Source organism: Enterobacter sp. BNK-13 (assembly GCF_048685015.1).
Lineage (GTDB): Bacteria > Pseudomonadota > Gammaproteobacteria > Enterobacterales > Enterobacteriaceae > Enterobacter > Enterobacter quasiroggenkampii.
Window position 1 is genome coordinate 4,543,707 of the sequence record NZ_JBLQTP010000001.1, and the last position, 21,560, is coordinate 4,565,266.

At 55.5% G+C, this 21,560-nt stretch carries 16 protein-coding genes and 2 pseudogenes; 9 read left to right on the forward strand and 9 right to left on the reverse strand.

Translation table 11 applies throughout. The features are described 5' to 3' along the window. Positions 1 to 16 precede the first annotated feature (16 nt). Both avtA and ACMGGQ_RS21955 read right to left on the reverse strand, forming a co-directional pair. Positions 17 to 1,273, reverse strand: coding sequence for a valine--pyruvate transaminase (avtA, locus tag ACMGGQ_RS21950; RefSeq protein ID WP_045907877.1), 1,257 nt, complete (start codon positions 1,271 to 1,273; stop codon positions 17 to 19). A gap of 196 nt (positions 1,274 to 1,469) precedes the next feature. Continuing rightward, positions 1,470 to 3,500 (reverse strand): alpha-amylase, encoded by a 2,031-nt coding sequence (locus ACMGGQ_RS21955; protein WP_420290510.1) that lies wholly within the window; start codon positions 3,498 to 3,500, stop codon positions 1,470 to 1,472. 314 nt (positions 3,501 to 3,814) lie between these two features. Between ACMGGQ_RS21955 and ACMGGQ_RS21960 the strand changes: the two genes are divergently transcribed. Beyond that, entirely contained in the window at positions 3,815 to 4,639 is an 825-nt protein-coding gene (locus tag ACMGGQ_RS21960; protein WP_048028064.1) for a protein bax, read from the forward strand. Between the two features lie 40 nt (positions 4,640 to 4,679). Here the strand turns inward: ACMGGQ_RS21960 and xylR are convergent, their stop codons facing one another. The 4 genes from xylR to xylF form a co-directional block, all read right to left on the reverse strand. Continuing rightward, positions 4,680 to 5,858 (reverse strand): D-xylose utilization transcriptional activator XylR, encoded by a 1,179-nt coding sequence (gene xylR, locus ACMGGQ_RS21965; protein WP_021242460.1) that lies wholly within the window; start codon positions 5,856 to 5,858, stop codon positions 4,680 to 4,682. Between the two features lie 33 nt (positions 5,859 to 5,891). Beyond that, positions 5,892 to 7,073, reverse strand: a complete 1,182-nt coding sequence (gene xylH / locus ACMGGQ_RS21970; RefSeq protein ID WP_229226531.1) for a xylose ABC transporter permease XylH — start codon at positions 7,071 to 7,073, stop codon at positions 5,892 to 5,894. Beyond that, complete coding sequence (locus ACMGGQ_RS21975) at positions 7,051 to 8,592, reverse strand: xylose ABC transporter ATP-binding protein (protein ID WP_111967672.1); 1,542 nt, start codon at positions 8,590 to 8,592, stop codon at positions 7,051 to 7,053. The genes xylH and ACMGGQ_RS21975 overlap by 23 nt, the downstream gene beginning before the upstream one ends. Positions 8,593 to 8,664: 72 nt before the next feature. Next, on the reverse strand, positions 8,665 to 9,657 hold the full coding sequence (gene xylF, locus ACMGGQ_RS21980) for a D-xylose ABC transporter substrate-binding protein (RefSeq protein ID WP_420290511.1): 993 nt from the start codon (positions 9,655 to 9,657) through the stop codon (positions 8,665 to 8,667). Between the two features lie 371 nt (positions 9,658 to 10,028). Here xylF and xylA point away from each other — a divergent pair, with 371 nt between their 5' ends. From xylA to ACMGGQ_RS22000, 4 genes are all read left to right on the forward strand, one after another. Further along, positions 10,029 to 11,351, forward strand: coding sequence for a xylose isomerase (gene xylA / locus ACMGGQ_RS21985; RefSeq protein ID WP_086374966.1), 1,323 nt, complete (start codon positions 10,029 to 10,031; stop codon positions 11,349 to 11,351). A 61-nt stretch (positions 11,352 to 11,412) separates the two neighbouring features. Then, the gene (gene xylB, locus ACMGGQ_RS21990; protein WP_420290512.1) at positions 11,413 to 12,867 is read left to right on the forward strand and encodes a xylulokinase; all 1,455 of its coding nucleotides are present in this window, start codon (positions 11,413 to 11,415) and stop codon (positions 12,865 to 12,867) included. 103 nt (positions 12,868 to 12,970) lie between these two features. Further along, positions 12,971 to 13,510 carry an isochorismatase family protein gene (locus ACMGGQ_RS21995; RefSeq protein WP_262780866.1) on the forward strand — a complete coding sequence of 180 codons (540 nt, stop codon included), beginning with the start codon at positions 12,971 to 12,973 and terminating at the stop codon, positions 13,508 to 13,510. Further along, the gene (locus tag ACMGGQ_RS22000) at positions 13,510 to 14,430 is read left to right on the forward strand and encodes a GlxA family transcriptional regulator (RefSeq protein WP_414455884.1); all 921 of its coding nucleotides are present in this window, start codon (positions 13,510 to 13,512) and stop codon (positions 14,428 to 14,430) included. Before ACMGGQ_RS21995 ends, ACMGGQ_RS22000 begins: the two co-directional genes overlap by 1 nt. Here the strand turns inward: ACMGGQ_RS22000 and ACMGGQ_RS22005 are convergent. Next, on the reverse strand, positions 14,423 to 15,418 hold the full coding sequence (locus ACMGGQ_RS22005) for an acyltransferase (protein WP_414455885.1): 996 nt from the start codon (positions 15,416 to 15,418) through the stop codon (positions 14,423 to 14,425). The genes ACMGGQ_RS22000 and ACMGGQ_RS22005 overlap by 8 nt on opposite strands. A 183-nt stretch (positions 15,419 to 15,601) precedes the next feature. On the opposite strand from ACMGGQ_RS22005, the gene ACMGGQ_RS22010 reads away from it, so the two are divergent. The 3 genes from ACMGGQ_RS22010 to glyS all read left to right on the forward strand — a co-directional run bounded on the left by ACMGGQ_RS22010 (position 15,602) and on the right by glyS (position 19,058). Beyond that, positions 15,602 to 15,907, forward strand: coding sequence for a YsaB family lipoprotein (locus ACMGGQ_RS22010; RefSeq protein WP_420290513.1), 306 nt, complete (start codon positions 15,602 to 15,604; stop codon positions 15,905 to 15,907). Between the two features lie 160 nt (positions 15,908 to 16,067). Then, positions 16,068 to 16,979, forward strand: a complete 912-nt coding sequence (glyQ, locus tag ACMGGQ_RS22015; RefSeq protein WP_003860141.1) for a glycine--tRNA ligase subunit alpha — start codon at positions 16,068 to 16,070, stop codon at positions 16,977 to 16,979. Between the two features lie 9 nt (positions 16,980 to 16,988). Further along, entirely contained in the window at positions 16,989 to 19,058 is a 2,070-nt protein-coding gene (gene glyS / locus ACMGGQ_RS22020; RefSeq protein ID WP_045907867.1) for a glycine--tRNA ligase subunit beta, read from the forward strand. A gap of 108 nt (positions 19,059 to 19,166) precedes the next feature. Here the strand turns inward: glyS and ACMGGQ_RS22025 are convergent. Next, positions 19,167 to 19,358, reverse strand: a pseudogene (locus ACMGGQ_RS22025) (hypothetical protein); the annotation flags it as partial. Continuing rightward, a pseudogene (locus tag ACMGGQ_RS22030) lies at positions 19,358 to 19,465 on the reverse strand (hypothetical protein); the annotation flags it as partial. The pseudogenes ACMGGQ_RS22030 and ACMGGQ_RS22025, both read right to left, overlap by 1 nt. A 526-nt stretch (positions 19,466 to 19,991) precedes the next feature. Here ACMGGQ_RS22030 and ACMGGQ_RS22035 point away from each other — a divergent pair. Further along, positions 19,992 to 21,346 (forward strand): IS3 family transposase gene (locus ACMGGQ_RS22035; RefSeq protein WP_348957715.1). Its coding sequence is split into 2 segments (ribosomal slippage): positions 19,992 to 20,442 and positions 20,442 to 21,346, totalling 1,356 coding nucleotides; the frame shifts between segments, so codons are not numbered across the junction. The last annotated feature ends 214 nt before the right edge of the window (positions 21,347 to 21,560 follow it).

Consider the following 21,560-nt stretch of genomic DNA (forward strand, 5'->3'; position numbering starts at 1 on the left):
TGAAGAGCCTTATTATTTAACAATTGCCTTCGCGCCAGGCTTTTTCGATCTCTTCGGCGAGAATTTTAACACCCGCTTCGATTTTCTCCGGATCGGGGACGTAGTTCATGCGCATGCACTGATGGGTATGCGGCCACGGCTTATCCAGACCTGGGAAGAAATAATCGCCCGGCACCATCAGTACGCCGCGCTTTTTCAGGCGCTGGTAAAGCAGTTCGGTGGTGATAGGTAAATCCTTAAACCACAGCCACAGGAAAATCGCCCCTTCCGGTTTGTGGATAAGACAACGTTCTTCCGGCAAATAGCGACGAAGTGTCGCGATTGTCTCCTGAACGCGCTGGTAGTAGAAAGGCTTGATCACGTCATTCGACAGACGCAGCAGGTCCTTGCGTTTGATCATCTCGCACATCATCGCCGGGCCAATGCCGCCCGGAGAAAGGCTGATAATGCCGTTCATATTGGTGATGGCGGTGATGATTTTCTCATTGGCGATGATGATGCCGCAGCGGCTGCCCGGCAGACCCAGCTTAGAGAGGCTCATGCACAGGACAATGTTCGGGTTCCACAGCGGACGTGCTTCGCTGAAGATAATGCCCGGGAACGGTACGCCGTAGGCGTTATCGATCACCAGCGGGATGCCGTGCTGATTTGCCAGCGCATCCAGCTTCATCAGTTCGTCATCAGTGATTACGTTGCCCGTTGGGTTAGTCGGGCGCGATACGCAGATCATGCCCGTCTCTTCGCCAATATGCAGGTGTTCAAAATCGACGTGATATTTGAACTGGCCTTCCGGCAGCAGCTCAATGTTCGGGCGCGCGGAGACGAACAGATCCTCTTCCAGGCCGGAATCAGCGTAGCCGATATACTCCGGTGCCAGCGGGAACAGCACTTTTTTGGTGGTGCCGTCGGCGCGACGTCCTGCGAACAGGTTAAACAAGTAGAAAAACGCGCTCTGGCTGCCGTTTGTCAGTGCAATATTCTGTGGTTCGATATCCCAGCCCAGCTCGTCACGCAGCATTTCGGCGAGGAGTGCCAGCAGTTCGGTTTTACCCTGCGGGCCGTCGTAATTGCAAAGCGCATCGGTTGCTTTGCCGCTTTCCAGCATCTGAGCGAGCAGGGTCTGGAAATAGGTATTCATCTCCGGGATTTGAGCCGGATTTCCGCCGCCGAGCATGATTGCGCCCGGTGTGCGCAGCCCGTCGTTGAGGTCCTCCATCAGGCGAGTAATGCCTGAATGGCGGGTAAATTTGTCGCCGAAAAGTGAAAACGTCATAGCAGGTGATCTGTCGAGCTTATTTTGAAAGTGGGTAACCATAACGCTAGCACCGTGTTGGTGCAAATCGGGTGGTGTGGTCGGATTTGTTGTTTTATAGGGCAGTAGTGGGCTTGTGTAGTGAATAGTTCTGGTGGAATTCCCCTCACCCCGGCCCTCTCCCCTCAGGGCAGAAGGTTAGGGTGAGGGGGTTGATCTATTGATTACCCGCCCATACCACCATCACCTTATCGCCCTTGTGCTCGCGCACGAAGCCATACCCCTCTTTTAGCGACAGCGTGGTTTGTTTGCCTTCACCAATCGCCGGGTGGCGGGCGCGGAACTGACCCAGCGTTTGCCAGTGGGCGACGGTTAAGGCCTGCTTGCCCGTGACGTCCTGCCAGTTCATATCCGAGCGGGTGCCCTGCAGCGGGTCGGAGCCTGTCGGCCCGAATGGACGCTCGGACTCATCCCCGTAATAGATTTGCACGCTGCCCGGTGCCAGCAGAAGCAGCTCCGCCGCGCGCTGACCCCCTTCGCGGAACAGGCGCGTATCATGGGATGAGAGGTAGCTCAGCACGTTGAAGCTTTGCAGTTTCTCCGCCATCTGCTGCCAGGTGAGATCCATATCGGCCAGACAATCCACCGCTTTTGCCGCCTGCTCCTGATAATCAAAGTTAATCATCGCGTCAAAACCGTGGCGGTAATAATCGCTCTGCATGACGCCGTGGCCCCAGGATTCCCCGGTCATCCAGAACGGTGCGTTGTCGAGCTTTTTATCCGGGTGAGCGCCTTTCCAGGCGGCCAGCGCCTGGCTTGCCTGATCTTTCAGCTGTTGCCAGGCCGCAAGCTCAACGTGTTTTGCGGTATCCACCCGGAAACCGTCGATGCCGTAGTCACGTACCCACTGGCTGAGCCAGTGGGTCAGGTAGTCGCGCGGGGTATAGCCCGGAATCGCTTTCGCGTGGGTATCGGGCTTGTGTTGATAGAAATTGGGTAACCCGGAAGGGACGGTGGATTCCGTTTTCAGGTCGGGCAGGAACGCCAGCGACATCGTTAAATCGTCGAAGCCGGGATTATCGTAATCACCGATGTCGGTACGGATCCATTTCTTGCCCCACCATTTTTCCCATGCGGCCTTGTCGCTGAAGTTGATGTAGTCGTTGAAGCTATGCCAGGTCTGGCCTGGGCCCGGCGTCCAGTCGGTCCAGCGCTCTCCCAGCGTCTTTTTCACCTCATCACCCTGGAGGTACAGGGCACCAAACTGATACGCCTGCATGTCCGCAAGCGTCGCGTAGCCCGTGTGGTTCATGACGATATCAAACAGGATGCGAATGCCGCGCTTATGCGCTTCATCAACAAGCTGGCGCAGGTCATCCTCGGTGCCCATGTTGGCATCGAGCGTTGTCCAGTCCTGGGTGTAGTAGCCATGATAGGCATAATGCGGGAAATCACCTTTGGTTCCGCCGCCTACCCAGCCGTGGATCTGCTCAAGCGGGGAGCTTATCCAGAGCGCATTCACTCCCAGCTGCTGCAAGTAATCGAGCTTGCTGGTCAGCCCCTTCAGATCGCCACCGTGGAACGTGCCAATCTCCTGCATGCCGTCTTTATGGCGGCCATAGTTGTTGTCGTTGCTCGGGTCGCCATTCACAAAGCGGTCGGTCAGTACAAAATAGACAGTGGCGTTTTGCCAGCTAAACGGTGCCGGCTTGTCGGTTTCGGCGCGCTCAAGCAGCAGCAGGCCGTTACTGTTGGCTGCTGGCTGCAGGGTGATTTTCCCATCTTGTACGGTTGCCGTCTGTTTACTGTAGTAGTCGCGCACGACGGAGCCTTCCGGGAAGGTATGGCTGACGTCCAGCGTCAGCGGCTTACCGTCCCACTTCGGACACTGGCGGATAACGTTGGTCACTGGCTGTTCTGTCGCGCTCTGAACCGCCAGCAGCAGGGTGGGCGTGCCTGATCGGGTATCAATCCGCATCTGGTATTCACCGTCGCGGAAAAGGCGCCACTGCGGCGGAGCGCCGTCACAGGGCTTGAGCGACAGCATCTCATTGAGTTTTATCGCGCCTGTGGGCTGCCAGCACGTCTTGTCAAAACTCAGCGTAAGAGGACGCGTACCCTTCGCAAGCTTTGCCTGGCTGGTGAAAATCCCGGTGCCCTCGGCGCGAAATGCGCCAAACCCCGGCGATGACCAGTCGGCATGTGCCAGTGCGGGTAACATCAGAAAGGCTATTGCGGTGCGTTTCATTCCTGGTTCCTGTCGCGGATTTTTTGACCAGTGTGCCAGCAGGCGGGCGGGAAAAACTCATCCCCTGTCGCTTTCTGCCAGGAGGATGCGTGAGGATGAGTGATCTTGCGCCAAATTAGGCAGTTATCTGCGATAACGCACACATTTTTCCGGAAATGATGTTTTTATGAGCAAGTTTCAGGTGACATAGTTTCGGAATTGGACTATTTCTATACGTGCTCTTGAAGTCTATTTTTGATATGATTTGAGATTCCGCTCTCAAATTTGTGAAAAAAATAAGGTGTTAGGATGATTACATCCGACCAGGAGACCTAATGATATCGACTCCCATTCGACGATATGGGGCTGCGATACTCATGTTACTCACCACGGCATTTTCGGGTGAGGTGCTTGCGAAGACGCACACGGATACAACGAGTAAGAAAGCCCACGTAATAAAGACGACAAGTAGTAAGGTTAGCAGTAAACAAGAGTATTCTCGCAATAGTGCAAAGAGTAGTTCACTTCCTGATTTGCGAAAATACCCTTCCGGAACACCAAGGAAAAAAGCGTTTCTCCGGACGGTAATGCCTTACATCACGAGTCAAAATGCCGCGATTACTGCGGATCGTAACTGGCTGATTTCCAAACAGTACGATAGCCGCTGGTCGCCATCAGAGCGCGCGCGTCTGAAAGATATCACGAAGCGCTACAAGCTGAGCTGGAACGGTAACACGCGTCGTGTTCCGTGGAATGCTCTTCTTGAGCGTGTGGATATCATCCCGGGCAGCATGGTTGCGACCATGGCTGCAGCCGAAAGCGGCTGGGGAACGTCTAAGCTTGCGCGTAACAACAACAACCTTTTCGGCATGAAATGCGTGAAAGGCCGTTGTACGAATGCGCCCGGCAAGGTGAAAGGCTATTCGCAGTTTGAATCCGTGAAAGATTCCGTGAACGCCTATGTGGTGAATCTGAATACGCACCCGGCCTACTCATCGTTCCGTAAATCACGCGCTCAGCTGCGTAAAGCGGACCAGGAAGTGACGGCCAGTACGATGATCCACAAGCTGAAAGGGTATTCGACGAAGGGACAGAGCTATAACAACTATCTGTTCGCTATGTACCAGGATAATCAGCGCTTAATCGCCGCCCATATGTAATCTCAAAAAAAACGCCTTCCACCGGAAGGCGTTTTCTTTTCTAGATCAGCACCTCGCTGTGGCGATCCCGGTACTCTTTCGGCGTGGTGTCATACTCTTTGCGAAACACCGAATAAAAATATTGCAGCGACGGGTAACCGCACATCTGCGAGATTTCGTTGATCGACAGCGACGTGGAGATGAGCAGGCTGCGTGCTTTCTCCAGCTTTTCAGCATGGATAACGGCATGAATGGTTTCGCCCACCTCTTCTTTGAAGCGCTTCTCCAGATTCGAACGCGAAATGCCCACCGAATCCAGCACCTGATCGACCTTAATCCCTTTGCAGGCGTGGTTGCGAATATAGTGCATGGCCTGAATGACGGCCGGGTCGCTTAAGGAGCGATAATCGGTTGAGCGACGTTCTACGACGCGAACCGGTGGCACCAGCAGGCGCTGAAGCGGCAGAGATTCTTTATCCAGCAGGCGATGCAGCAGCTTTGCCGCCTGATAGCCCATCTGACGCGTGCCCTGGGCAACGGACGAGAGCGCCACGCGGGACAGGTAGCGGGTAAGCTCTTCGTTATCGATGCCAATCACGCACAGTTTTTCGGGCACCGGAATGTGTAAGTGTTCGCAGACCTGCAGCACGTGCCGCGCGCGGGCGTCCGTCACGGCAATAATGCCGGTTTGCGGCGGCAGCGTTTGCAGCCAGTCAGCGAGACGGTTCTGCGCGTGCTGCCAGTTTTCCGGGGCGGTTTCCAGCCCCTGATAGACCACGCCGCGATACTTCTCCTGTGCGACCAACTGGCAAAACGCGTGCTCACGCTCTACGGCCCAGCGCTTGCCACTGGTGGCGGGTAAACCATAAAACGCGAAGCGATGGACGCCTTTCTCTTTTAAATGGAGAAACGCGGCCTCGACCAGGGCATGGTTGTCGGTGGCGATATAGTGAACCGGCGGATAGTGTTCGGGCGAATGGTAGGAGCCGCCGACGCCCACGATTGGAACGTCGACGTCGGTCAGCAGTTGCTCAATGACGGGGTCGTCATAGTCGGCGATAACGCCATCGCCCAGCCAGTCTTTGATGTTCTCCAGACGGGTGCGAAAATCTTCCTCAATAAAGATATCCCACTCGGATTGCGACGCCTGCAAATATTCACCCACGCCTTCTACCACCTGACGGTCGTAGGCTTTGTTGGCATTGAATAACAACGTAATGCGGTGACGCTTTTCAAACATGGCTCACTTCCCAATTAAGTCACAATACCGTTATCAGGCCCGTCGCTTGGTGGCCGAGTCCATCCAGACTGCCAGTAAAAGAATGGCCCCCTTGACGATATACTGCCAAAACGTCGGGACGTCCATCATACTCATCCCGTTATCCAACGACGCCATGATAAATGCCCCCATCACCGCGCCCGCGACGCTGCCGATACCCCCTGCGAGGCTGGTACCGCCAATAACGCAGGCGGCGATAGCATCCAGCTCGGCGATGTTACCGGCAGAGGGGGAACCCGCCCCCAGACGCGAGCTGAGGATCAACCCGGCGATGGCGACCATCAGGCCGTTAATGGCGAAGACCGCGAGTTTGGTGCGTTCAACGTTAATGCCCGAGAGGCGGGCAGCCTCAAGGTTGCCGCCGATGGCATAAATACGGCGGCCAAACGCGGTGCGCGTGGCCATAAACATGCCGCCCAGCAGCAAAAGCGTCAGCAGCAGCACGGGGGTCGGAACACCGCGATAGTCGTTTAAAAGCCAGATGGCGCCCAGCACAATGACGGCAGTGAGCGTCTGACGTCCCACCACCGACGTGGATGCTGGCGACGCCAGCCCCAGCGCCTGACGACGCATGCGTCCACGCCACTGCCACGCGACAAATGCCAGCAATCCCGCCACGCCGATGGTAAAGCCCACACCATCCGGGAGGTAGCTCTGACCAATCTGCGACATGGCCGCGCTGGTCGGGGAGACGGTGGTGCCGTTAGTAATGCCGATTAAGATCCCACGGAAGGCCAGCATCCCCGCCAGGGTGACAATGAACGACGGCACTTTACGGTAGGCTACCCACCAGCCGTTCCAGGCCCCCAGTACCAGCCCCAATACCAACGTGACCGCCACGGTCAGCGGCAGCGGCCAGCCGAGCCAGACGTCAAAAATCGCCGCCACACCGCCGAGGAGCCCCATCATTGAACCGACCGACAGATCGATTTCCGCGGAGATAATCACGAAAACCATACCGACGGCCAGAATGCCGGTGATAGCGGTCTGGCGGAGCAGGTTAGAGACGTTACGCGCGCTGAGGTACGAACCATCGGTCATCCAGGTAAAAAAGAGCATGATGACGATAATCGCCGCGATCATCACGAAAACCTGCAGGTTCAGCGCTTTTAGCCCTGCGAACGCACCGGGCGTCGGAACGGCGACTTTGATATCAGACGGGTTGCTTTTCGACATGACGTTCGCTCCTTAAAGCGGCTTCCATCACCTGCTCCTGCGTCAGGTTCTGGTTAATCAGGTTGGCTTTCAGTTTTCCCTCGTGCATGACCAGTACACGGTCGCTCAGGCCGAGCACTTCGGGTAACTCAGACGAAATGACAATGACGGCAATCCCTTGCTGTACAAGCTGATTAATCAGTTTGTAGATTTCATATTTGGCACCGATATCAATTCCGCGCGTCGGCTCATCAAGGATTAATATGCGTGGATTGAGAAGCAGGCAGCGCGCCAGAATCGCCTTCTGCTGGTTGCCGCCGCTCAGGCGGCCAATGGCCAGTTCCGGTGAGGAGGTTTTGACCTTCAGCCGGGCGAGTGACTGAAGGATGCACTGCTGCTCGGCGGCATCGTCCAGGCTGCTCAGCGCGCCGGAGAAGCGATCGAGCGCCGCCAGCGTAATGTTTTTCCCCACCGCCATAACCGGCACGATGCCGTCTTTTTTGCGGTCTTCCGGCACCATGGCAATGCCGCGGGCGATCGCCTGCTGGCAGTTGTCGATTTTCACCGGCTGGCCGTCGATATAAATCGTGCCCTCCCATCGCCCTGGCCACACGCCAAACAGACACTGTACGGCCTCCGTGCGCCCGGCGCCGACTAACCCGGCGATACCGAGGATTTCGCCGCTGTGCAGAGAAAACGAGACGTTATTCACACGCTTGATATGGCGGTTAACAGGGTGCCACGCGGTCAGATTTTCCACGCGCAACACTTCATCACCTTTGGTGTGAGGCTCATTCGGGTAGAGCGCCGTCAGCTCGCGTCCTACCATCATGGTGATGATGTCATCTTCACTCATGCCCGCGGCTTCACGCGTGCCGATGTGCTGCCCGTCGCGGATCACGCAGATGGTGTCCGAAATGGCTTTAACCTCGTTCAGCTTGTGCGAAATGTAGATGCAGGCGATGCCGTGATTTTGCAGATCGCGAATGATATCGAGCAGTACCGCAGTTTCCTGTTCGGTGAGTGAGGCCGTGGGCTCATCAAGGATCAGCAGCCTGACCTGTTTATTGAGCGCTTTAGCGATTTCAACCAGCTGCTGTTGCCCCAGTCCCAGGTCGCCCACGCGGGTATCCGGTGAAATGCTGAGGCTCACCTGCGCGAGCAGCTTTTCACAACGTAGCGTCATGGTGTCGTAATCCAGCACGCCGTGGCGGGAAATTTCGGCCCCAAGGAAAATGTTCTCCAGCACGGTGAGATGCTTCACCAGCGCCAGTTCCTGGTGGATGATGGCGATGCCTTTACGTTCGGTATCACGAATGTGAGTCGCCTGGATAACTTCGCCAGCAAAAACGATTTCGCCTTCGTAACTGCCATACGGGTAGATCCCGCACAACACTTTCATCAACGTTGACTTGCCTGAGCCGTTCTCGCCACACAGCGAAACGACTTCGCCGGGGTTCAACCGGAGACTGACGTTATCGACGGCTTTCACCGTGCCGAAGCGCTTGGTGATGCTTTTCATTTCAAGTAAATAAGGCATAACTGCTCCACATAAACCGAGGGAAGAACAGTACAACGTGATGCGCCCCCGCAAAGCAGGGGCAGCGCCGGATTACAGTTCGCTCTTCTTGTGGAAGCCGTCTTTAATGACGGTGGCGTCAATGTTCTCTTTATTGACTTCAAGAGGGGTGAGCAGGCGAGCCGGAACGTCTTTCAGCCCGTTATTCAGCGTTGCGTCTGCTTTAGGTTGCTTGCCATTGCCCAGTTCCACGGCGATTTCCGCCGCCGTATTGGCAAGCTCGGTAATCGGTTTGTAGACCGTCATGGTTTGGGTGCCTGCGATAATGCGTTTTACGCCAGCCAGATCGGCGTCCTGTCCAGAAATGGCGACTTTACCCGCCAGCCCCTGGGCGCTTAATGCCTGAATCGCACCGCCTGCGGTGGCATCGTTAGAGGCCACAACCGCATCAATTTTGTTGTTGTTGGCCGTCAGCGCATTTTCCATAATCTTCAGCGCGTTTTCTGGCAGCCAGCCGTCGGCCCATTGATCGCCAACCACTTTAATTTTCCCGTTGTCGATGTACGGTTTAAGGACCTTCATTTGCCCTTCGCGGAACAGCTTGGCGTTGTTATCCACCGGAGAGCCGCCCATCAGGAAATAATTGCCCTGAGGCACTTTGTCGATCAGGCTTTGTGCCTGTAATTCGCCGACTTTTTCATTATCGAACGAAATATAATAATCAATGTCCGCATTATTAATCATGCGGTCATAAGCCAGCACTTTTATGCCTTCTTGTTTGGCTTCTTTCACCACGTTACTTAATACCTGGCCGTTATAGGGGATAATGACCAGCACATCGACGCCGCGGTTAATCATATTCTCGATCTGCGACATTTGCGTTTCTTCGTTGCCGTTAGCCGACTGAACAAACACGTTTGCGCCGAGGGATTCCGCTTTTTTTACAAAGATATCGCGATCTTTTTGCCAGCGCTCCAGGCGCAGGTCGTCAATCGCCATGCCAATTTTGACCTCTTTGGCATGACCGGCAAAACTGGCAAGCAGGAGCGTAGTGCAGAGCGTTAGGGTCAGGTTCTTTATCTTCATAATTATTAGGCCTTTTTGTAGGGGTATGTGTTGCTGAGATAAAAGAAACATTCACTGCTGAGACGCAGCAAATTTTTAACGCGGAAAGGCGGGCTGGCAATTACAGATTTTTATCTTCTCATTACGATATTTGGTTTATTTCTGAATTTATGACCGCGATCGGATTTTAAAATACGTAACGTCTTAATTACATTTGATTCTGGAATCCGCGCCGAAAAATAGTTTGTCTGCGCATTATTTTGCGAGCCAGCGCACAGTTGTGCATTCTCTCAATAGCAGTGTGAAATAACGTAATTGAGCAACCCAAAATGTCTATTCACTATTACTCCTGTATCAACGACTCGCCGCATACCCTGATTATGGAGCTCAATATGCAAGCTTATTTCGACCAACTCGATCGTGTTCGTTACGAAGGCCCGAAAACGACCAATCCTTTAGCATTTCGTCACTACAACCCGGATGAGCTGGTGCTGGGTAAGCGCATGGAAGATCATCTGCGCTTTGCCGCCTGTTACTGGCATACCTTCTGCTGGAACGGTGCCGATATGTTCGGCGTGGGATCCTTTGACCGCCCATGGCAGCAGCCGGGTGAGGCCATCGAACTGGCAAAGCGCAAAGCCGATGTGGCGTTTGAGTTCTTCCACAAGCTGAACGTGCCGTACTACTGCTTCCATGACGTCGACGTGTCACCGGAAGGCGCATCGCTGAAAGAGTATCTGAACAACTTTGCGCAGATGGTGGATGTACTGGCTGCAAAACAGCAGCAAAGCGGCGTGAAGCTGCTCTGGGGCACAGCAAACTGCTTCACTAACCCACGCTACGGCGCGGGTGCGGCAACCAACCCGGATCCGGAAGTGTTTAGCTGGGCAGCCACGCAGGTGGTGACGGCAATGAATGCCACGCATCAGCTGGGCGGCGAAAACTATGTCCTCTGGGGTGGCCGTGAAGGCTATGAAACCCTGCTCAACACCGATCTGCGTCAGGAGCGCGAGCAGATTGGCCGCTTTATGCAGATGGTTGTCGACCATAAGCACAAAATCGGCTTCCGCGGCACGCTGCTGATCGAGCCGAAACCGCAGGAACCGACCAAGCACCAGTATGACTACGACGTGGCGACGGTGTATGGCTTCCTGAAGCAGTTCGGTCTGGAAAAAGAGATTAAAGTGAACATTGAAGCCAACCACGCCACGCTGGCGGGCCACTCTTTCCACCACGAGATCGCGTCTGCGATTGCGCTGGGCATCTTCGGCTCGGTCGATGCTAACCGCGGCGACGCGCAACTGGGCTGGGACACAGACCAGTTCCCGAACAGCGTGGAAGAGAATGCGCTGGTGATGTACGAAATCATCAAAGCGGGTGGTTTCACTACCGGCGGCCTGAACTTTGACGCCAAAGTGCGTCGCCAGAGCACCGACAAATACGATCTGTTCTACGGCCACATTGGTGCGATGGACACCATGGCGCTGGCGTTGAAAGTGGCGGCTCGTATGATTGAAGACGGCGAGCTCGATAAACGCGTGGCGAAGCGTTACAGCGGCTGGAACAGTGAGCTGGGCCAGCAAATTTTGAAAGGTCAGTTATCACTTGCGGACATCGCGAAGTACGCTGAACAACATCAGCTGGCGCCGCAGCACCAGAGCGGGCACCAGGAGCTGTTGGAAAATCTGGTCAATCACTACCTGTTCGATAAATAACAGCACGTAGGCCCGGTAAGCGTTAGCGCCACCGGGCATTTCTGTTAAAGGAGTCACCGTAATGTATATCGGGATCGATCTTGGCACATCGGGTGTGAAAGCCATCCTGTTAAGCGAACAGGGCGAGGTGTTAGCAACGCAGACGGAAAAGCTGCAGGTTTCACGTCCGCATCCGCTGTGGTCGGAACAAGACCCGGAGCAGTGGTGGCAGGCAACGGATCGTGCAATCAAGGCGTTAGGTGAACAGCATTCTCTGCGTGACGTGAAAGCGCTGGGGATTGCCGGGCAAATGCACGGTGCAACCTTGCTGGACAGCGAGCATCGCGTGTTGCGTCCTGCGATCCTCTGGAATGACGGCCGTTGTGCGGAAGAGTGTGCGCTTCTTGAGGCGCGCGTACCCACTTCCCGCGCGATCACCGGCAACCTGATGATGCCCGGCTTTACCGCGCCCAAGCTGCTGTGGGTGCAGCGACACGAGCCGGAGATTTTCCGGCAGGTGGCGAAAGTCCTGCTACCGAAAGACTATCTGCGCTTTCGTATGACGGGCGATTTTGCTTCCGACATGTCCGATGCCGCAGGCACGATGTGGCTCGACGTGGCGAAACGTGACTGGAGCGAGGCGATGCTGGATGCCTGCCACCTGACCCGTGAACACATGCCCGCGCTGTTCGAAGGTAGCGAGGTAACAGGCACATTGCTGCCAGACGTTGCGGAACGCTGGAATATGCCTGCCGTACCGGTGGTTGCCGGGGGCGGTGACAACGCTGCGGGTGCCGTGGGCGTCGGCATGGTTGAGGCAGGGCAGGCGATGCTGTCTCTGGGAACCTCTGGCGTCTATTTTGCCGTCAGCGACGGCTATCGCAGTAATCCCGAAAGCGCTGTGCACAGTTTCTGTCATGCGCTTCCGGGAAAATGGCATTTGATGTCGGTGATGCTGAGCGCGGCGTCCTGCCTGGACTGGGCGGCGAAACTGACCGGGATGGCTGATGTTCCTGCGTTGATTGCCGCAGCACAGCAGGCGGATGACGCTGCGGGTGCCGTCTGGTTTTTACCGTATCTTTCTGGAGAACGTACGCCGCACAACAACCCGGAAGCGAAAGGGGTGTTCTTTGGCTTAACCCATCAGCATGGCCCGGCAGAACTGGCGCGTGCGGTTCTGGAAGGGGTGGGGTATGCGCTGGCCGACGGAATGGACGTGGTCCATGACTGCGGCCTGAAACCCGCAAGCGTCACCCTGATTGGCGGCGGTGCGCGAAGCCCTTACTGGCGGCAAATGCTTTCGGATATCAGCGGGTTGCAGCTGGATTTTCGTACGGGAGGGGATGTAGGCCCCGCGCTCGGCGCCGCGCGTCTGGCGCAGATAGCCATTCATCCGGAACAACCGATTTCGCAACTGCTGCCGCAGCTTACCCTTGAGCAGGCGCATTTCCCTGACGCGACAAACCATGCGCGGTACGCGGAAAGGCGCGCGGTATTCCGTAAAATCTATCAGCAACTGCTGCCGCTGATGTCGTAAACACGCTTGTCCGACCGCGGCACGAGGATGTCCTTTTTTGGTCTGTGCGTGCCTTTATTTCCTTGCCAGTATGGTGTCACACCCACTGGCGAGGAGATCCACCATGTCACGCATTGCACTCATCAATATTGATACTCAGCAGTCGTTCCATCATCGCAATTACTGGCAGGAGGACGACATTCCTGCCTTTCAGCAGGCGATGCTGGGGCTGATTGAAGGCTGCCAGGCGCGCGGTATTCCGGTCGTTGATATTTTCCATGTGGATGAAGACGGCCCCTTCACGCTGCAAAGCGGCTTTGTTAAACCCATGGCCTTTTTGCGTCATCAGCCAGATGTGATTTTCCAGAAACACGTCCATAATGCCTTCACGGATACCGGGCTCGATCGCTGGCTGCGCGAGCGTGATATCAATAGTGTGATTATCTGCGGCATTCGCACGGAGCAATGCTGCGAAACCACCGCCCGGGTGGCATCCGATCTGGGTTATGCTGTGACCTTTGTTAGCGAGGCCACGCTGACGTTCCCCATGACGTACAGGGGCATTACCCTGAGTGCAGCGGAAATTCGCCACCGTACCGAAACGGTACTGTCCGGGCGTTTTGCCGACATTAAAACGGTAGCGGAGACGCTGGAGTCACTGTAATGCCCATCGACGTCTGGTTCGTCATGTTGCCCGGGGTGCTGTCATTAGATATGACGGGCCCGGCAGAGACCTTTGTGCTGGCTGGCGACGCGTTTCGTCTGCATTACATTGGGCCGCAACCGGACGTTCCGACGTCGATAGGCCTGACGATGAGCGGCATTCAGCCGCTACCGGAAAGGCTTCCTGAGGGGAGCCTGCTGGTATTGCCCGGCGTGAGCGACTCCCGCGCTCAGTTTTCGACACCACAGGCGTTACGGATACAGCACTGGCTGATGCACCTGCAGCCGATTATTCAGCGCCGGGATATCACGGTGATGTGCGTCTGTTCTGGCGCGCTGCTGGCGGCGAAATCGGGCCTGCTGAACAACCGGCAGTGTACAACCCACCATGACGTTATCAGTCGTTTACGCACCGCAGCCCCCACAGCGACGATTAAAGAAAACCGCATCTTTGTGCAGGATGAGAACATCTGGACCAGCGCGGGGATCACGTCTGGCATCGATCTGGCGCTGCATATGATTAACCGCCTGTGCGGTCCCGAAAAGGCGCTGGCCGTGGCGCGCGAGATGGTGGTCTGGTTCCGCCGTTCCGGTGACGATCCCCAGCTCTCCCCGTGGCTACGCTACCGCAATCATCTTCATCCGGCGATTCATCGGGCGCAGGATGCGCTCACGGCCGAGCCACAAAAAACGTGGAGCTTGCCTGATATCGCCGCGCTGGCGCACGTCAGCCCGCGCCATCTCACCCGGCTTTTTCAGTCACATTTAGGGATTAGCGTTCGCGATTATCTGGAGCAGCTGCGTCTGGCGGTGGCGGAGCAGTGGCTATTGCAGGGGCGCGGCGTGGAGCAGGCTTCACTGGCGGCAGGGTTTTCCTCCCCGCGCCAGTACCATCGCGCCCGGCAGCGAAGCATTAGCTGACGAAGTGGCGAGTGTCGATTTTTTGCAGCAGCATCGACAGCAGCAGGCTGATCGCCAGGGTCGCGGCAAAAATCCAGACGATATCCAGCACCGGCCAGCTTTTAAGCTCAACGCCTCTTGTCCGAAGCGCGTGGATCACCAGCGCGTGAAAACCGTAAATCCCGAGAGAGTGTCGTGAAATGACGCTCAGTACGGGAAGGGGACGCGCATTCAGGGTGTTTTTAACGAGCGTGAGCAGCGATACGGCACAGATAAAGACCATCGGCCCGCAGTAGAGATACCAGGTATCGGCAAAATTACCGCGCCATTGAAGCTCATGCAGCGTCCCGCGTGAAATCACCGCCACGCCAGCGATAAACAGTGCCCCGCAGAGCCAGTTCAGACCACGTTTTTGCGTGTCCATCATTCCGATGGCGCGCCCCAGCATGCCGTAAAGCACGTAATAGAAGGTATCGCCGTTGATATAAAGGTTGACCGGCAACCACTCAAAACCGTCGATTTTCTGCGAGACCGTATTTGGGTTGGCGACAATGCCAATCACCACCATCAGGGCCAGAAGCATTTTTCCGCTGACGTTTTTCACCTGAATGAGGGGGGAGACCAGATAGATCACGATAATGGCGAAGAAGAACCACAGGTGGTAGAACACCGGCTTTTGCAGCACGTATTTTAGCGATAGTCCGGCGTTTATTGAGGTAAACAGAGTGATATAGAGCAAGGCAACGGCGCTGTAGAACCCCAGGCAGGCCGCGATGCGGATGAAGTGCCTTGGCTGCGCGCTGCGTTCACCAAAAAAGAGAAAGCCGGAAATCATAAAGAACAGCGGCACGCTGACCCGCGACGCAGAGTTGAGAATATTGGCGATATCCCAGTTAACGGGGCTGATGCTGTGCGCATTCGTGACGTACCAGGTCGTCGTGTGGATCATGACCACCATCAGACAGGCTATTCCTCGCAGGTTATCAATCCAGTTAATTTTTGACTGCATCAGTTCCTCGTATTCCCTGTAAATTGAGTGTGACTCCCATTGTCCAAATGTCTTCGTTTGGAAAATTCTGAGTTTTATTCCGCAGGCTTGTCGGGAGGCCACGAGATTCGCAGAATGCCGGACCATAATCTATAAAAGCGTTGATACTAAAAATAACAGCCACTGACCAGGGCGGTAATAAAAATGATGATGAAGCGTGTGGCGTCACTCTTTCTGCTGTGCATACTGGCGGGATGCAGTGCGCCACAGGAAGCACCTGTGCAAAAAGCGCAGCAGGGTAAAATGAGCCCGGAACGATCACTGAATATGGAAGCGCTCTGTAAAGATCGGGCCGCTCGCCGCTATAACTCGGACGTGCAGAAAATTGACGTTACCGGTTTTGAACGTTTTCAGGGCAGCTATGAGCTGCGGGGCCATACGTCGCGTAAAGAGGGCTTTGTCTGCTCGTTTGATGCGGACGGTCAGTTTTTACACCTCTCCATGCGCTAGCCTGCTCGGATAATCAACAGCCAGACGCCGTCAGCGTTCTGGCCGGAAGGCTTATTTCCCAATTTTCCCTAAACAACCCCGTTTCGTACTGTATATCTTGCAGCCAGCGGGTATACTGGTCCCTTCCATTTAAAACCACACGTATCCAGCACGAAATACTATGCAAAAGTTTGATACCAAGACCTTCCAGGGCCTGATCCTGACCTTACAGGATTACTGGGCTCGTCAGGGCTGTACCATTGTTCAACCTTTGGACATGGAAGTCGGCGCCGGCACTTCACACCCGATGACCAGCCTGCGCGCGTTGGGGCCAGAGCCAATGGCGACCGCGTATGTGCAGCCTTCCCGTCGTCCGACCGATGGTCGTTACGGTGAAAACCCGAACCGTCTGCAGCATTACTATCAGTTCCAGGTGGTGATTAAGCCATCACCCGACAATATTCAGGAACTGTACCTCGGGTCGCTGAAAGAGCTGGGTATGGATCCTACCATCCACGACATCCGTTTCGTGGAAGATAACTGGGAAAACCCAACGCTGGGTGCCTGGGGTCTTGGTTGGGAAGTGTGGCTGAACGGCATGGAAGTGACCCAGTTCACCTACTTCCAGCAGGTGGGCGGTCTGGAATGTAAGCCGATCACCGGTGAGATCACCTACGGTCTGGAACGTCTGGCCATGTACATTCAGGGCGTAGACAGCGTTTACGACCTGGTCTGGAGCGACGGCCCGCTGGGTAAAACCACCTACGGCGACGTGTTCCATCAGAACGAAGTGGAGCAATCCACTTATAACTTCGAATACGCGGACGTGGACTTCCTGTTCACCTGCTTCGAGCAGTATGAGAAAGAAGCGCAGCAGCTGCTGGCGCTGGAGACTCCGCTGCCGCTGCCTGCCTACGAGCGTATTCTGAAGGCCGCCCACAGCTTCAACCTGCTGGACGCCCGCAAAGCCATCTCCGTGACTGAACGTCAGCGCTACATTCTGCGTATTCGTACCCTGACCAAAGCCGTTGCAGAAGCTTACTACGCGTCCCGTGAAGCCCTTGGCTTCCCGATGTGCAACCGAAACAAATAAGAGGCGGCCATGTCTGAGAAAACTTTCCTGGTGGAAATCGGCACCGAAGAGCTGCCACCAAAAGCCCTGCGCAGCCTGGCTGAATCTTTTGCTGCGAACGTGACTGCCGAGCTGGATAACGCTGGCCTGGCACACGGTAAAATTGAGTGGTTTGCCGCGCCGCGCCGTCTGGCGCTAAAAGTGGCAAATCTGGCGGCGTCCCAGCCAGATCGCGAAGTCGAAAAACGTGGCCCGGCGATTGCCCAGGCCTTTGACGCGGAAGGCAAGCCGAGCAAAGCGGCGGAAGGCTGGGCGCGCGGCTGCGGCATCACCGTCGATCAGGCCGAGCGTCTGACCACGGATAAAGGCGAGTGGCTGCTGTACCGTGCGCACGTGAAGGGCGAAAGCGCGGAAGCGCTGCTGCCGGACATGATTGCCACGTCTCTGGCGAAGCTGCCTATTCCGAAGCTGATGCGCTGGGGCGCGTCTGACGTGCACTTTGTGCGTCCGGTTCACACCGTGACCCTGCTGCTGGGCGACACCGTTATTCCGGCCACCATTCTGGGCGTGGCGTCCGATCGCGTGATCCGCGGCCACCGCTTTATGGGCGAGCCAGAGTTCACCATCGACAATGCCGACCAGTATCCGCAGATCCTGCTGGAGCGCGGCAAGGTCATTGCTGACTACGAACAGCGTAAAGCCAAAATCAAAGCGGACGCGGAAGACGCGGCGCGCAAGATTGGCGGTAAAGCCGATCTGAGCGACAGCCTGCTGGAAGAAGTGACCTCGCTGGTGGAATGGCCGGTTGTGCTGACTGCAAAGTTCGAAGAGAAATTCCTGGCCGTTCCGGCTGAAGCGCTGGTTTACACCATGAAGGGTGACCAGAAGTACTTCCCGGTCTATGCCAACGACGGCAAACTGCTGCCAAACTTCATCTTCGTGGCAAACATCGAATCGAAAGATCCGATCCAGATTATCTCTGGTAACGAGAAGGTCGTTCGTCCGCGTCTGGCGGATGCCGAGTTCTTCTTCAATACCGACCGTAAAAAGCGTCTGGAAGATCATCTTCCACGCCTGCAGACCGTGTTGTTCCAGCAGCAACTGGGTACGCTGCGCGACAAGACCGACCGTATCGCGGAGCTGTCCGGCTGGATTGCCCGTGAAATCGGTGCGGACGTTAATCACGCAACGCGTGCTGGCCTGCTGTCTAAATGCGACCTGATGACCAACATGGTGTTCGAATTTACCGACACCCAGGGCGTGATGGGTATGCATTACGCGCGTCACGATGGCGAAGCGGAAGACGTGGCCGTGGCCCTGAACGAGCAGTATCAGCCGCGCTTTGCGGGTGACGAACTGCCGTCTAACCCGGTTGCGTGCGCGGTGGCGATTGCCGATAAGATGGACACCCTGGCGGGTATCTTCGGTATCGGTCAGCATCCGAAAGGCGACAAAGACCCGTTTGCGCTGCGTCGTGCTGCGCTCGGCGTGCTGCGTATCATCGTTGAGAAGAACCTGAACCTGGATCTGCAGACCCTGACCGAAGAAGCGGTGCGTCTGTACGGCGACAAGCTGACCAACGCGAACGTGGTGGATGACGTGATCGACTTTATGCTCGGTCGTTTCCGCGCCTGGTATCAGGATGAAGGTTACACCGTCGACACCATTCAGGCGGTGCTGGCGCGTCGTCCGACCCGTCCGGCTGATTTCGATGCGCGTATGAAGGCGGTTTCCCACTTCCGTACGCTGGAAGCGGCATCTGCTCTGGCGGCAGCCAACAAGCGTGTATCCAACATTCTGGCGAAATCCGACGAGACGCTTAACGAGCGCGTAAACGCCGCGACGCTGAAAGAGCCGGAAGAGATCGCCCTGGCGATGCAGGTTGTGGTGCTGCGCGACAAGCTCGAGCCGGTCTTCGCGGAAGGTCGCTACCAGGAAGCGCTGGTGGAACTGGCCGAGCTGCGTGACGTTATCGACGCCTTCTTCGAGAAAGTGATGGTAAACGTAGAAGATAAAGAGCTGCGTATTAACCGTCTCTCTATGCTCGAGAAACTGCGTGAGCTGTTCCTGCGCGTGGCGGATATTTCGCTGCTGCAGTAATGTGCCCGTTGTGACAAATGCTAAAAACCCGCTTCGGCGGGTTTTTTTATGGGGCTTTCGTACGCCGGATAAGCGCAGCGCCATCCGGCAGGTTTAGCCGATCGCGATCAGGCTGGCTTTTAAAGCGTCCGGAACAGGATCCAGAAGCGCGGGTTGCAGAAGATTCAGACAGGCATAAAGTCTGCCGTAAAGCGCCATTTTTGGGGCGGGTTCTTCGCAATCTACCAGTGCGTCGGTAAAACGTTCGCAGTTATCCGCCAGTTCGGTGAAGTCGGTGGCGTGGTTGAAGGGCAGAGTGATTAAAGAATGAACTTGGGTTGGGGTAGTAGCCTTATTGGCAGCCTCCGATAAGTGATAAAGCTTCCACCACCGGAAATGCTAACTTCGCTGGTGGTGGACTGAACAGAGTTAGCATTACCGGCCTTATCGGATACCGGCGCATCTTTCGATGCCCCTGCTCAGCCCACCATTGAGATGTAGCAAAGCATGCTGCACAAAATGTGCCGCCGATAAGATAAGCCAGGATGCTAAACCCGGCACCTGATTTTGCAGGTGCGAAGAGAACTTACTGCTCATCAAAACAGGCGGCAACAGATTTGAGCTATGCCACTGAGGATATTACCATTTCTGGAAAGAGACTCGCAAAATCACCGCAGTGAAAAGCATACTGCGGGCAGAGGTCTTACAGCGACGCTATGGTCCGGCTGTAAATCGCTGAGGCGTTTCCTGTAGGCCGGGGCGAGGCGCATGGATGCGCCGAGAGGGCGGGCTTTACAGGGATGTTACCTCCGCCCGTCCCCGATAAGCCGGAAGGAATAAGCCGAAGGTACCGCGTAGCGGCGATTTACCGCCGGGAGCCCGGGTAGCCAGGGTGGTGGCGACTGCACTGAACCCCATATCCAGGACACCAGATCATAGAATCTGGAGGTCCTTATGAGATATCCCTTCCACATCCGTCTTGAGGCTGTTCAGCATTACATGACTGGCCAGTCGAGCATTAAAGAAACAGCCCGTCTGTTCAGTGTTGGCCGAACACCTCTTACCCGCTGGATACGGTCTTACAGGCGTCAGGGGAAGGCCGGGCTGGAGGACCGTCCTGCACGGACCTATACTTCAGCTTTCAGGCTCCGCGTAATCCGTTATGTTGCTGAACACGGGTGCAGCTATGCGGAAGCTTCAGCGCGCTTTGCCATTCCAAATGAGTCGCTCATTCTCGACTGGACAAGACGTTACCGGAAAGGCGGCGCACAGGCGCTTAATACAGCCAAATCCGGGCCCGCTATGTCACAGAAAAAGTTTATACCTGACTCCAGACCGCTCAGTGAGATGACTCCCTCAGAACTTCTGAGAGAGCTGGAATATCTGCGGGCGGAAAACGCATATCTAAAAAAGCTCAAAGCCCTGAGGGAAGAAAAGACTCTCAGGGAACAGCAGAAAAAGCGCGAGTGATACAGAGTCTGCTTGCAGACCACCGACTTGTTTACCTGCTCTGTGCCGCAGGGCTGGCGCGCAGCACGTATTATTACCAGATATCCAGACCCGCAGGTGAGCCGGTTCGGTATGCGGCTGCTGTCAGTGCTATGTTCACGATCAGTCAGAGAAACGCCCAATGCTATGGTTACCGAAGAATGACGGCGGCACTGCGTAATGAGGCCTTCACGCTGAACCATAAAACGGTTCGTATATTGATGAAAAAGTATGATCTGACATGCCAGTTGCGCCGAAGAAAATACCGTTCCTGTATGGCCGGTGGTGGCCCGGCTTCCGATAATCTTCTTGCTCGCAACTTCAGAGCCGAACGCAGTGGGATAAAGTGGTGCACAGACGTGACGGAGTTCCGTGCCGGTGGTCAAAAACTGTTCCTTTCGGCCCTTCAGGATCTGTTCAATAATGAAATTGTGGCCTGGCAAACATCAACCAGTCAGTCGCAACCTCTGGTCTGCAGGATGCTAAAAAAAGCGCTTAATGCATGCAGAAACAAAGAAGGTGCGATGTTGCACAGTGATCAGGGCTGGGCTTACAGAACGCCTGTCTGGCGCAGAATGCTGGCTGATGCAGGCATAACACAAAGTATGTCGCGTAAGGGCAACTGTCTGGATAATGCAGTGATGGAAAACTTCTTCAGTCACCTGAAAGTAGAGATGTATTACAGGAAAAAGTACAGTTCAGTGAAAGAGCTTGAAAGCGATATTGGCAGGTATATTCGCTATTACAATACCGAACGAATCAGTTTAAAAACGGGCGGGATGAGTCCGGTTGAATACCGGACTCTGACAGAACAACAATGAAAGCATGGTGTCCAGGTTTAGGGGTTCAGTGCAGACTGAGCCACCCTGGCACGTTCACGGGTATTGTCGTTACAGAGTAGCAAGGAACATAAAGTGAACGGAATGACCACCAGAGCCGTATGCTTCCCCTCACCCTAATCCTCTCCCCAAAGGGGCGAGGGGATTGTTCACTGCTCGCATTAATTTGTGGGGATCCCTCAGCCCAAAGGGAGAG